The organism is Aurantibacter sp. (assembly GCF_039941195.1).
Classification (GTDB): domain Bacteria; phylum Bacteroidota; class Bacteroidia; order Flavobacteriales; family Flavobacteriaceae; genus Aurantibacter_A.
In genome coordinates this window covers 107918-120670 of sequence record NZ_JBDVFA010000035.1, presented here as the reverse complement: position 1 = coordinate 120670, position 12753 = coordinate 107918, and the positions used below count along the sequence as shown (strand labels likewise).

15 protein-coding genes are annotated in these 12753 nt (G+C 32.9%); 11 read left to right on the top strand and 4 right to left on the bottom strand.

Going from position 1 to position 12753, the window contains the following annotated elements:
* The first annotated feature begins 83 nt into the window (after positions 1-83).
* Positions 84-611 carry a hypothetical protein gene (locus ABJF52_RS06545; RefSeq protein WP_348148061.1) on the top strand — a complete coding sequence of 176 codons (528 nt, stop codon included), beginning with the start codon at positions 84-86 and terminating at the stop codon, positions 609-611.
* A gap of 5 nt (positions 612-616) precedes the next feature.
* Here ABJF52_RS06545 and ABJF52_RS06540 read toward each other — a convergent pair whose 3' ends face one another.
* From ABJF52_RS06540 to ABJF52_RS06530, 3 genes are all read right to left on the bottom strand, one after another.
* Positions 617-1600, bottom strand: coding sequence for an acyl transferase (locus ABJF52_RS06540; RefSeq protein WP_348148058.1), 984 nt, complete (start codon positions 1598-1600; stop codon positions 617-619).
* A gap of 96 nt (positions 1601-1696) precedes the next feature.
* Entirely contained in the window at positions 1697-2020 is a 324-nt protein-coding gene (locus ABJF52_RS06535; protein ID WP_348148055.1) for a T9SS type A sorting domain-containing protein, read from the bottom strand.
* A gap of 172 nt (positions 2021-2192) precedes the next feature.
* Positions 2193-2501, bottom strand: a complete 309-nt coding sequence (locus ABJF52_RS06530; protein WP_348148052.1) for a T9SS type A sorting domain-containing protein — start codon at positions 2499-2501, stop codon at positions 2193-2195.
* A gap of 330 nt (positions 2502-2831) precedes the next feature.
* On the opposite strand from ABJF52_RS06530, the gene ABJF52_RS06525 reads away from it, so the two are divergent.
* The 10 genes from ABJF52_RS06525 to ABJF52_RS06480 all read left to right on the top strand — a co-directional run bounded on the left by ABJF52_RS06525 (position 2832) and on the right by ABJF52_RS06480 (position 10060).
* Positions 2832-3518, top strand: coding sequence for a response regulator transcription factor (locus ABJF52_RS06525; protein ID WP_348148049.1), 687 nt, complete (start codon positions 2832-2834; stop codon positions 3516-3518).
* A gap of 203 nt (positions 3519-3721) precedes the next feature.
* On the top strand, positions 3722-4786 hold the full coding sequence (locus ABJF52_RS06520; protein ID WP_348148046.1) for an ATP-binding protein: 1065 nt from the start codon (positions 3722-3724) through the stop codon (positions 4784-4786).
* Positions 4787-4868: 82 nt separating this feature from the next.
* On the top strand, positions 4869-5546 hold the full coding sequence (gene trmB, locus ABJF52_RS06515; protein WP_348148043.1) for a tRNA (guanosine(46)-N7)-methyltransferase TrmB: 678 nt from the start codon (positions 4869-4871) through the stop codon (positions 5544-5546).
* Positions 5546-6172, top strand: coding sequence for a LysE family transporter (locus ABJF52_RS06510; RefSeq protein ID WP_348148041.1), 627 nt, complete (start codon positions 5546-5548; stop codon positions 6170-6172). Before trmB ends, ABJF52_RS06510 begins: the two co-directional genes overlap by 1 nt.
* A 3-nt stretch (positions 6173-6175) precedes the next feature.
* The gene (locus tag ABJF52_RS06505) at positions 6176-6529 is read left to right on the top strand and encodes an MGMT family protein (protein WP_348148038.1); all 354 of its coding nucleotides are present in this window, start codon (positions 6176-6178) and stop codon (positions 6527-6529) included.
* A gap of 128 nt (positions 6530-6657) precedes the next feature.
* Positions 6658-7044 (top strand): hypothetical protein, encoded by a 387-nt coding sequence (locus ABJF52_RS06500; RefSeq protein WP_348148035.1) that lies wholly within the window; start codon positions 6658-6660, stop codon positions 7042-7044.
* Positions 7045-7169: 125 nt separating this feature from the next.
* The gene (locus tag ABJF52_RS06495; protein ID WP_348148032.1) at positions 7170-8312 is read left to right on the top strand and encodes an Mrp/NBP35 family ATP-binding protein; all 1143 of its coding nucleotides are present in this window, start codon (positions 7170-7172) and stop codon (positions 8310-8312) included.
* A gap of 1 nt (position 8313) precedes the next feature.
* Entirely contained in the window at positions 8314-8553 is a 240-nt protein-coding gene (locus ABJF52_RS06490; RefSeq protein WP_153756959.1) for a NifU family protein, read from the top strand.
* Positions 8554-8624: 71 nt separating this feature from the next.
* Positions 8625-9686: an NAD(P)/FAD-dependent oxidoreductase gene (locus tag ABJF52_RS06485; protein WP_348148029.1), complete on the top strand. Its 1062-nt coding sequence runs from the start codon at positions 8625-8627 to the stop codon at positions 9684-9686.
* Positions 9687-9730: 44 nt separating this feature from the next.
* Positions 9731-10060, top strand: a complete 330-nt coding sequence (locus ABJF52_RS06480; protein WP_348148026.1) for a 2Fe-2S iron-sulfur cluster-binding protein — start codon at positions 9731-9733, stop codon at positions 10058-10060.
* A gap of 55 nt (positions 10061-10115) precedes the next feature.
* On the opposite strand, the gene ABJF52_RS06475 is transcribed toward ABJF52_RS06480, so the two are convergent.
* Entirely contained in the window at positions 10116-12671 is a 2556-nt protein-coding gene (locus ABJF52_RS06475; RefSeq protein ID WP_348148023.1) for a GDSL-type esterase/lipase family protein, read from the bottom strand.
* Positions 12672-12753: the final 82 nt, after the last annotated feature.

Sequence of the window (12753 nt, the reverse complement as noted above, 5' to 3'; positions counted from 1 at the left end):
TTAACTACTTTTTAATTGTGATTCTCAAATAAAAGATAATACTTAACGTTAAAGGAGTACGGAAAACGTTAAATAAGACTTTTATGAGTAGGTTCGGCATTTTTATTATTTTAATATCTATTGTTTGTAGTTGTAGTAAACTTGATGAATTGACGAAGTTTAATATTGATTATGAAACTGAAGTTACAATACCGGCCTCTACTGGAATTAGTTTGCCATTTGATATTTTTACCCCAGATACTGAAACTAATTCTGAGTCTAAATTCGAGTCAAATGATACTCGTAAAGATTTAATAGAATCGATTAAACTTACCAAGCTACAATTAGATATTACTTCGCCGGATGATGCCGATTTTAGTTTTATCGAGTCCATTGAAGTTTACATTAATGCGGAAGGCCTTGATGAAATTCTAATCGCTTATAAGGAGGATGTTTCAGAAACAGCATCAATATTAGATTTGGATGTTACAGACATTGAGTTGAAAGAATACATTAAGAAGGATAGTTATAGTCTAAGGTTAAATACGGTAACGGATGAAACGCTAGGCCAGGATCATGAAATTGATGTAAACTCCACTTTTTATGTGGATGCTAAAATTCTTGGTCTGTAATTGGATTATATTACCATTAAATTGCAGCCTCGAACGTCGCTATTATCAAATCGCCCTAAAATTTCAAAACTTCCATCCTTATAAACTTTTCCTAAGTCTTGTGTCGCAATAAATGAACAAGAATCTCTGTTAGCAAGGTCTATTATATTGGCACCTCCCGATTTTTCAAGTGGCATAGGACTAAGTGGGTCTTCGGTATCTCTTATAAGAACTTTCATCCATGGTGGGGTTTTAAAAATACCTTCACCTGTAGAATAGGCTTGTGACAGTAGCTCAGTCATTCCATATTCAGAATGAATATTCTTAACTCCAAAACCTTTCTTGAGAATGTAATGTAATTCTTCGCGTACAATTTCTTTTCTACGTCCTTTCATGCCTCCGGTTTCCATGATAATCGTGTTCGAAAGATTAAAACTAAAATTTTCTGCTAAATCAAGTAAAGCGAAAGAAACACCAATAAGCAACGTCTTTGTTTTGGTTGAATTTAATTGATCAAGTTTTTTTTGTAAGCTGTCTAAATCATTCAAATAAAAGCCACTATCAGAGTGATTGCTTTTGGTAATTAAATCGTCTACCATGTAAATAAGGGAAGAACCTTCGCGCTCTAAGTAAGCGGGCAAAAGAGCTAAAACACAATAATCCGATACTGGACCGTAAAAATGTTCAAATGCGGTTAAGTAACTCTTTTTGTATAGGTTTAAATCTGGCACATAATGTTTACTCGTTTCTGTTCCTGTAGTACCACTACTTGTAAAAGTAATCTCCGGTTTTAAATTGCTAGTTAATACTTGCTTCGATTTAAAAAATGAAATTGGTAAAAAAGGAATATCTGCTAATTTTTTTACTGTAATAGCAGTGCGATTTAAATGTGTGCAAAACTGATTGTAAACTGTGTTGTTCTGATATTGATATTTGAAAATTTCAAGTGCAATCTTTTCAAACTCAACATCAGAATTAATATTAAATATGTCGTTTTCTTTTATTAACATTCCAATAAGCAAAGATAACCATTCGGAATGTGTGATAAATAAAAAGTCCTGCTCTAAAATTAGAACAGGACACGAGTATTTATTGAGTTTCAGGGTTTATTTTACGACCAATTTTCTTCTAATGGTCTTATTTTTCTCTGTAATGTTCATGACATAAACTCCAGGAGTTAAACGCGCAATAGAAAGTGCTTTATTTGTCATTCTAGTTCTAAGTACCGCTTCGCCAAAGACATCATATATTATAACAGTTTTGGGAGCGTTAAGACTTGTAGTAATATATACCACATTGTCGAATGCTGGATTAGGATATAATTTAAAATCAGCTATTTCGTTTGAGGCGCTAGGATGAACGCTCGCTATTTCTTGCGCTGACAAGGTAAATGAAAATGCCAATAGCAGTGCAGTGTAAATTAGTTTCATAGTAGGCATTGATTTGGGATCAACACTATAAAGGTAATGCAAGAGTTTACTTACGAGCAATAAATGTTGTGAAATTCGACCAAACGTAGGTAAAGAGCAACACGTTAACCGTTTATCTAAGTTTTATGCCGATTGTCGAATGGGTAATTGGTAATAATATATTGAAAGGCAATTACTTAACTATTAATTTTCTGGTGGCCATGTTGTTGTTTTGATATACACGAAGAATATAAACACCAGCGTCTAAATCAGAAAGGTTTATTTCTCTTCCTAAAATAGTGGTTTGAAGAACCTGAGTTCCAAGAACATCAAAAATCAAAATTTTCTTTGGAGCAGCATCAGTAGTACTAATGTAAACTTTGCCATTAGTAACCGGATTTGGGTAAAGTTTAAACCCATCAATATCATTACTGGCTACAGAATCTTGTCCGTAAGCCAATGAGATACATAAAAAAGCAAATACAAGGTAAAGGTGCTTCATATAGGGTTAGTTACAAAAAACATACCACGAATGTACAAAATGTTTATAAGCTTTCCTTGTTTCAACCCTTTGTTTTTGGCTCAAAATCGACGAAATGCATTATAAAATGTTTAAGAAGCTAACGTATGAACAGTATTATTTATTTTCTTTAAATTGAAATTGTTTATAAACATCCATTTTTTAAACCTTTTTAATATATGATATATTAATGAAGTGTTTGCTCAACGTTACCGAAATGTTACCTTATCAAGCGTAGTTAATACCTTTGATACGAGATACCTTATATTTACATCATATTGATTTTACATTTGACTAAACAAACCTAAAAACGTGAAAAAGAAAGATATTAAAATACTCTTAGTGGATGATGAGCCGGATATTTTGGAGATTATTAGTTATAATCTTGAAGCTGAAGGTTATCAAGTATTTACTGCTAAAAACGGTCAGGAAGGTGTTGTGAAGGCAAAGAAAAAGAAGCCGCATCTTGTTATATTAGATGTAATGATGCCTGAGATGGATGGTATTGAAGCTTGTGAGCAAATGAGGAAGATGCCTAACTTGGAGAATACCTTAATAACTTTTTTAACGGCAAGAGGTGAGGATTATTCTCAAGTAGCTGGGTTTGATGCTGGTGCTGATGATTATATTACCAAGCCAATAAAACCTAAAGTTTTAGTAAGTAAAGTTAAAGCACTGCTTCGACGTTTAAAAGATGAAGCCAATGATGCCGATGATATTTTTAAGGTAGGCGATATAGTAATCAATAGAGAAGAGTACAAGGTTATTAAAAACGGAAATGAAATTATTCTACCAAGAAAGGAGTTTGAGCTACTTGCTTTGTTAACTTCAAAACCAAGTAAAGTTTTTAGAAGAGAAGTTATACTTGATAAGGTTTGGGGTAATGAAGTAGTAGTAGGCGGTCGTACTATTGACGTGCATATTAGAAAATTACGAGAAAAAATAGGAGAAGACCACTTTAAAACTGTAAAAGGTGTGGGATATAAGTTCGTACTTTAACAGACGACAGTTGTCTTTTTTAATATGTGAATAAGTCAGCTTTTACTTTCTTGATTAACTTAATAGAATTCTTAACTATCTTTGGGGTCATTAGATTTAGGTCCATTCTTGAAGAATGCTTTTCGATTATTCTAAACTATTGCTTATAATGTCTATATAGGTCAGGTAGCGTTTTCTTCAAATCAATATAAAATTCAATAATAATGGCCACCATACTTAAAAGGTCATATCAATTTGCAATTCGAGCTTCATTTTTAATAATGACTTTTTGTGCTTTCGTTTTTATTGTAGGAATGTACAACGAAGGCGATTTTGATGCATTTAAATTGCTTGTCAATTTACCACTCATTTTTATAGGGAGTTTTATTATTATCCAAATAGGTATTGAAAGATATATCTATAGACGTATTAAGCAGATTTATGATGATGTATCCTTATTAGATGCCACATCTTTGGCAACAGGACCAGTTACAACAGATATGGAAACGCTTACCGAAGAAATTGAAAGATTTGCTGCTGATAAACGCATAGAAATAGATACGCTAAAAATTAGAGAAGAATATAGAAAAGATTTTTTAGGTAATGTGTCGCATGAGTTAAAAACGCCATTGTTTACTGTACAGGGATACCTTGAAACTCTTTTGGATGGTGCTATGGATGATAAGAATGTCCGAAAAAAATATTTACAAAGAGCAAATAAAGGGTTAGATCGTCTTATTTATATCGTTAAAGATTTAGATATGATAACTAAATTAGAAGTGGGAGACCTAAATCTTGATTTAGTTACTTTCGATATCGTAGAGCTTATACAGAGTGTTTTTGATTTACTTGAAATGAAAGCAGCGAAGAAAAAGATTACACTCACCTTTGATATGGAGTATAAGGAACCTATTTATGTAAAAGGAGATTTAGAGAAAATTCAGCAAGTGCTAATGAACCTGTTGGTTAATTCCATAAAATACGGATTTAAAAATGGCACCACGGAAGTTAGCGTTGAAAACCTAATTAAAAATAGAGTTATTATTAGAGTTACAGATAATGGAGAAGGTATTGCAGAACAGTATGTTCCTCGTTTATTCGAAAGGTTTTTTCGTGTAGATCAAAGTGGAAACAGAAAAGAAGGTGGTTCCGGTCTGGGTCTCGCTATAGTGAAACATATTATTGAAGCTCATGGCGAAAAAATATATGTAGAAAGTGTTGTCGGAGCTGGCTCCGAATTTTCATTTACATTAAAAAAAGTTGATGAAGTTGAAGTGCCTGTTGTGTGATTTTTTTCTTTTAAAACATAGATTTCATTTACTAAAGATTTCCCATAGCTTTGCTCAAAATATTTAACGAGTTTAATTTAGTGTGGGCAGTAAAAATAAATTAAGAAGATTTAAGGATAACGAGCAATTCAATAATGTCTTTCAACCAAATCGGGAAGAAATTTCGAATGGCCGTTTTAAAATGAAAGGTAATTGGGGGAAACATTTTAAGAATGATAATCCGATTGTTTTGGAACTGGGTTGTGGCAAAGGTGAGTATACTGTTGAATTGGCAAAGCGAAATGCTAATATTAATTATATAGGAGTTGACATAAAAGGAGCTCGCTTATGGCGGGGTGCGAAAACGGCTTTAGAAGATAACCTGAGTAATGTTGCTTTTTTAAGAACTCAGATTGAATTAATAGATGAGATATTCGCTGAAAATGAAGTTTCTGAAATTTGGATAACTTTTCCTGATCCTCAAATAAAGTATAAGCGGACTAAGCATCGTTTAACAAATAGTGAGTTTTTAGAGCGCTACCAGAGAATCTTAAAAAAAGATGGCTTAGTGCACCTAAAAACAGATAGTGAGTTTATGCACGGTTACACTTTAGGGTTGCTTCACGGACTTGGTGTTGAAATTGTTTATGCCAATCATGACGTGTACAAAAATGAAGGTAGCCCGAAAGAAGTTTTAGAAATTCAAACTTTCTATGAAAATCAGTACCTTGAAAAAAACAAGCCAATAACCTATATACAATTTCGTATACCGCCAAACTAATGACGCATTTGTTGATTCTTTTTTTTGCTACTTTTTCAGCAGCTTTCATGGCAACCGTTCCACCAGGATTGTTAAATATGAATGCCGCTAAGGTTAGTGTAACTAAGGGTAAATTAAATGGAATTGTTTTTAGCTTAGGTATTTCTACTACAATTTTAATTCAAGCGTTAATTGCTGTTTGGATTTCGAATTTTTTACATAATAATCCCGAAGTTTCGGAATTGTTACTAAAAATAGCAGTTGTAGTTTTTGCTGTTTTTGCAGTTTATTTTTTTATCGCAGCAAGAAAAAATAAACAAGAAGATGTGAGATTAGTAAAAGTGAGTAAACGAAATAGTTATTTCAAAGGGATGGGTCTTGCTGCATTAAATTTGCTAACCATACCGTATTATAGTGGTTTAAATGTAATGTGGAATGCATCAGGGTGGATAAAATTTCAAGTTTGGGATATTTTAATATTTGTGCTAGCCGCTGGTTGTGGAACATTTACCGTGCTATATATGTACACTATTTATTTTAACAAATTGGAAAATAAGAATCAGCGATTTTCAAAAAATTCAAATTACATTCTTAGTATTTTGATGGTTGTATTGTTGATTTTTACTTTAATTAGAATTCTTAGATAAGTTTTGAAATTAGAAAATAAAAACTTTTTTCAAAGAGTATACGAGGTGGCAAGGCAGATACCTTATGGCCGAGTAACATCTTATGGAGCAATAGCTACGTATTTAGGTGCCGCTAGAAGTGCTCGAATGGTGGGTTGGGCAATGAATGGTGTTAACTCATCTAATGCTAAGAAAGAAACTAACGATGTGCCAGCACATAGGGTTGTAAATAGAAAAGGACTTTTAACGGGTAAACATCATTTTGAAGGCACAAACCTTATGCAACAACTTTTAGAGAGTGAAGGTGTTGTAGTTATTGAGAACCAAATTCAAAATTTGGAAACCTATTTTTGGGACCCTAGTAAAGAATTAGAATAATTCTTCGTTGCTTAAAAAAATGTTATTTAATTAAAAATGAGCGAGTAAGTACATTTTTTTGCTCAGGCATTGTATGTTTTCTCATAAAAAAGTAGTACTTTTCTTATAAAATTATAATTTAAGATATTATGGTCCTAGCTCCTATCCGTGAATTAGAACTGAATTTTGCCAAAATTTATTTTTACGAAACCTATGTTGTATGTAAAATTAAGGACCATACAATAGTAGATACTGCAAAAGTGATATCCTTACATGAGGTGTATCGAGAATTTTATGGTCAAAAAAAATATGGGTATATTTTTGACAGAACTGCAAATTATACCATTAATATTATCGCTTATATGCATTGTCCTTTTTATTCTGATGTAAGTTCCTTTGCAATGGTAGCACCAAATGAGGAAACAAAAAAGACCATAAAGTACGAGGAAATATTTTCTCTTGTTCCTTTAAGGATTTTTGATACCATGTATGAAGCGCAACATTGGATGGAAGTAGAAAATCAAATCAGAGCTTAATAAAACACTTTAAATTACCTTTTTACAATAATCTGCGAACTATTTCTAAGCATTACTTTTAAATTCGAAATCTTTATCTTCTCATCCCTATAACGTATCTTTGTTGTTTAGAATGATTTTATATAATGAAGATTGAGAAGAAAGCCGTTTTAAAGGCATTGGAGCATATTACAGTACCAGGTGAAGGCCGTAATATGGTTGAAAGTGGCGCTGTAAAAAATATACAAATTTTTGGTGATGAGGTTGAGGTGGATATTACCATAAATAACCCTAGCCTACAAGCTCGTAAAAAAACTGAGGTTGAGATTTTAAAAATCATCCATAAAGAAGTTTACGAAAAAGCAAAAATTAAAATCAATATTAAAGTTGAGGCTCCTCCTGCAAAGCCAAAAACCAATGAAATAAAAGGGAAGCCATTACCAGGTGTTCAAAATATTATTGCAGTAGCCTCAGGTAAAGGGGGGGTTGGTAAATCTACAGTGACTGCTAACCTTGCAGTTACATTAGCAAAAATGGGATTTAAAGTTGGTTTATTAGATGCCGATATTTATGGACCTTCTATGCCTATTATGTTCGATGTTACCCACGAAAAACCTTTAGCGGTAAATATTGATGGTAAATCAAAAATGAAACCAGTAGAGAGTTATGGAGTAAAATTACTTTCCATAGGATTTTTTACAGAACCTAATCAAGCGGTAATTTGGCGTGGCCCAATGGCTTCTAAAGCATTAAATCAAATGATTTTTGATGCGCATTGGGGTGAAATAGATTTTATGCTAATTGATTTACCACCCGGTACGGGAGATATTCATTTAAGTATTATGCAAGCTATGCCAATAACTGGTGCATTGGTAGTAAGTACACCACAAGAAGTGGCATTGGCAGATGCAAAAAAAGGAGTAGCAATGTTTCAACAAGAATCTATAAATGTTCCAGTATTGGGTATTGTTGAGAATATGGCGTATTTTACCCCTGCTGAATTACCAGAGAACAAATATTATATCTTTGGAAAAGAAGGTGCTAAGCATTTAGCTGAGGATTTAGAGGTGCCTTTTTTAGGAGAAATTCCATTAGTACAAAGTATACGTGAAGCAGGAGATGTTGGTAGACCAGCAGCTATGCAAACAAATACTCCTATTGAAAGCGCATTTGAAGAATTGACCAAAAGCGTAGTTCAAGAAGTTGTAAGTAGAAATAAAAGTCTACCTCCAACAGAAGCAATTAAAATAACAACAATGGCGGGTTGTTCTGCTGTTAAGAAAAAATAATATGACACCTGAAGAATTAAAATTAAACGTAGAAAAGGCGCTAGAAGAAATTAGGCCTTTCTTGCAAAGTGATGGCGGTGATATTTCATTGATTTCAATTGATAATGAGAATTCTGTAAAGGTTAAACTTGAGGGTGCTTGTGTTGGTTGTTCGGTCAATCAAATGACTTTAAAAAGTGGTGTTGAAATGACAATTAAAAAATATGCACCACAAATTGAAGAGGTTATTAATATCGAATAAACTTCTTATTTTTATCATGTGTCTTTCCAATATACCAAACTATTTTTTACCCTTATTTAATGTATTTCTAAATGATTAAAACAGATATTTTGATAATCGGCGCTGGTCCGACTGGACTTTTTGCCGTTTTTGAAGCAGGACTATTAAAATTAAAATGTCATCTTATTGACGCTTTGCCACAAGCAGGAGGACAATGTTCCGAAATCTATCCTAAGAAACCAATCTACGACATACCGGGCTTCCCTGAAGTTCTTGCTGGCGAATTGGTTGATAATTTAATGGAGCAGATAAAAGCTTTTCAACCCGGGTTTACATTGGGTGAAAGAGCAGAAACCATTGAGAAACTAGAGGATGGTACTTTTGTTGTTACAACCAATAGAGGTACTAAACATCAAGCTCCAATAGTAGCCATTGCTGGTGGACTTGGAAGTTTTGAACCTAGAAAACCATTACTTGAAGATATTGAGAAATTTGAGGATAATGGAATAGCTTACATTATTAAGGATCCAGAAGTTTATCGTGATAAGAAAGTTGTTATTGCCGGCGGTGGTGATTCAGCATTAGATTGGAGTATCTTTTTAGCTGATGTTGCTTCTGAAGTAACTTTAGTGCATAGAAGAAACGAATTTCGTGGTGCCTTAGATTCTGTAGAAAAAGTTCAACATCTTAAAAATGAAGGTAAAATTAATCTAATTACTCCTGCTGAAATCATTGGATTAAAAGGTGGAGATGCCTTGGAAGCAGTTACCATTCGAAAATCTGGCGATGCAGGTGAAGAAATTGAATTAGAAGTAGATAACTTTATTCCTTTATTTGGTCTTTCACCAAAACTTGGTCCTATTGCTGACTGGGGGCTCGATATTGAAAAGAATGCAATCAAAGTTGATAACACCTTGGATTATCAAACTAATATTCCTGGTATTTATGCAATTGGAGATGTAAATACGTATCCTGGTAAATTGAAACTGATTTTATGTGGCTTTCATGAAGCAACATTAATGTGTCAAAGTGCATATCAACGTATATTTCCGGATAAGAAATATGTGATGAAGTATACAACCGTTGGCGGTGTTACTGGTTTTGATGGGTCTAAAAAAGAAGCACCAAAAGCCGTAGTGAAAGCGATTGAATAATACATAATTGAAAAGTTTATAAATTAGATAACCGACCGAATATAATGTCAGATATTAAAATTAAAATAACCGACAGAGATGGTGTTACTCATGAGGTTGACGCACCAACAGATATGAATATGAACCTCATGGAAATTGTTCGTTCTTATGAATTAGCACCAGAAGGCACTATCGGTATTTGTGGAGGCATGGCCATGTGTGCATCTTGCCAGTGTTATGTGACATCAAATCACGAGTTGCCAGAAAAATCTGATGATGAGGATGCTATGTTAGCAGAGGCTTTTAATGTTGAAGATAATTCAAGATTAGGTTGCCAAATTCATATGACTGAAGATTTGGAAGGATTAGAAGTTGAGTTAGCCCCAGAATCGTAATTAAGGCTAAGAATAATAGGAGGTTTTTTCACTATTTTTTACCAACCTGTTTAATTTAACCAAGATCTGTTTCAGGAATTAAAAGTGCCTCTTTAATAGTGCCACTCCAAATACGATAACCTTCTTTATTTAAGTGTAGTCCATCACTCATATATAATTCTGGTCTTGGCCTATTTTCTGAAGTAATCATAGGAGCAAAAACATTAATAAATTGAGCTTTTAATTCACCTATAATATATTTAGACAATAATAAATTGGTTTCGATAATTTGAGGTATCATGGCTTCTCGCTCCATACTCGGTTTTAAGCTTATTAGTGCCAAATTGGCATCAGGGTATTTTTCAATTATTAAGCTCACTAGTTCTTGGCAATCAGCTAACACTTGTTGTGGTGTTCTTCCTTCGTTTAAATCATTTTCTCCAGCATAAAGAACAATTTTATTTGGATGAACATCAGTAAAAATTTTATCAAAATAATGTATACACCAGGGAAAAGTAGAACCCCCAAAGCCTAAATTAACAACATTTAATGGTGCTAAATCTTTTTTCATACTAATCCATAAACGAATGGAAGAGCTGCCATAAAAAGCGAAAAGTTGTTTTTGATTTTCTAGTTTGGAAACTCTTTTGTTTAATCTTTTAATTTCATTAAACCACATTTCAGGCGGGTCACTTAAATCTGTAATATCCGTTGCCTTATTCATTAAATTTTCAGCAGTTTCTCTAGCTTCTTTTACGTATTCTATATATTCTTTTTGATAATCGTTTACAAAAGAAATTAGACCTTCTTTACCAGGCTGTTTCAGGCGTTCTTTTAATTTAAAACAGGGAAGTATTTTACAATAAAAAAGGTTGTCTTTTATTCTATTATCGAAGTTGACTATAACTATAGGTACAATTTTGGGTTGTGGATTCATATTCATAGCCAATTTAAAACTCCCTAATTTAAATGGACCCGGTGAATTTTCAGTTCGATATGAAGTTCCTTCCGGACTTATTATGAGATTGTATCCTTTTTTTAAATATTCTTCAGCTTGGTTATAAAATATACTACGTGATCTTTTTTTTCGCTCCTTAGAAGATTGTTCAGATTCTTTAGTATACACATTAATATGCCCTAATTTATTATAATAATTTTGATGACCATATTCTTGGCCACGACCTATCCTAATGGTGCGTATCCCAGAATCGTCATATTTATCTTGTAACACCATAGCGCTGATAAAATGAGAATCTAAGGTTATTTGAAAATCATTATTCAGTGTATAATGAGTGTCATTTACTAAATGGTTATAAATAAAAATATGACCATTGCCTTCAGGTAAATTTTCCCATCCATCAATTCGGTAATTTTGTTTTTGAAATAGATTTTTTGTCGCATTTGCACATTCCTTTCTAATTTCTAATGTAGATTCAGATGTACTATCAACTACACTGGTATAAATATTTTCTAAGCCTTTTATAAATTGTAACTCTTCATTGTCATCTTTTAAAAGTTCTAAACTTAAGGAAGCTATATGTCGTTCTAATGAAGTGCCTGTATTCAGAATGTTTTTTAAGCCAGCATAAGCTATTTCTTTGGTGTTTACATCCTTTAGTAAATGTATACTTTGGTGTAGTTTGGAGGTTAATGGTAATCTAGATTTGTTGTTTTCTATTAAATGAAAAACTGCTTGTAAATTGTGTTTTCCTAAAAGACCTAAATACCTTAAAAAAGCGGCGTTAATTTGATTTCCAATTAACCAAAGTAATTGTTTATAAAATTGTTTTTCAAAGGCATTGTCAGAAACAAACATAGATTTCAGTTCGGAGTGCGGAACAAAATATAGTGCGCTCTTTTTAACAGTAATCGCCGAACATATGTCCTTATCCCCTAAAAAGCTCGACCAACCAAAAATAAATCCAGGATCTTTTATTGAGCGTTGTTTAATTTCAATATTACCTTCAATCCTTTTGATGCTTACTTCTCCGTTTATTAAAATAGATAGACCATTGGTGAATCGATCTTGAACATAGAGCAGCTCGTATGGTTCGTATTCACGGCGTTCAGCGCTACTGGCAATTTTAGATAGGTTTTTTTCTGAAAATTGATCTAAAAAAGGAGAGCATCGCATTAATTTTACTATCTCTGCAGTATTGGTCTCGGGAGACATATAAAATTCCCTATCATCTTCAATGGGTTTAGAAAGGGCGGGTTGTGAAAGTTCAGTTTGTTTTAGAAGAGCAGATTTTAATTGATGATATAATGTGGATGCAGTGTTTTTAAGTAATTTATTTTCATTATCCTTCGCTAGATATGATTCCAATGTCCCGATTGGGACTTCGAAAAAAGTTGCGCCATTAGTTGAAGTGACTGCTTTGTAATTATATCTTTTTGGATTGTTTAAACCGTCTACACCTAAGGTACTAAGAGGTTCTGAGATTTGACAAACTAAAATGTCGTTTTCTGGCTCATCTAATTCTATGTAATAATTTACTAAACCAGCTAAAATCCATCGAAAGGTTTTAACCTTTTTATGAATCTTAAATATGACATGATTTTTTGGATATACTTTGGTTTTACCTTGAGGAAAAATAGCCTTTAACTGTGCAATATTAGAATCTTGGTCCAAGCTTAAATAAATTTTAATTCTAACGAACTTGCTAAATTTTGCTTAGACTCGGAAGTATTTGGCTATTTACTTAGAAAGAAAT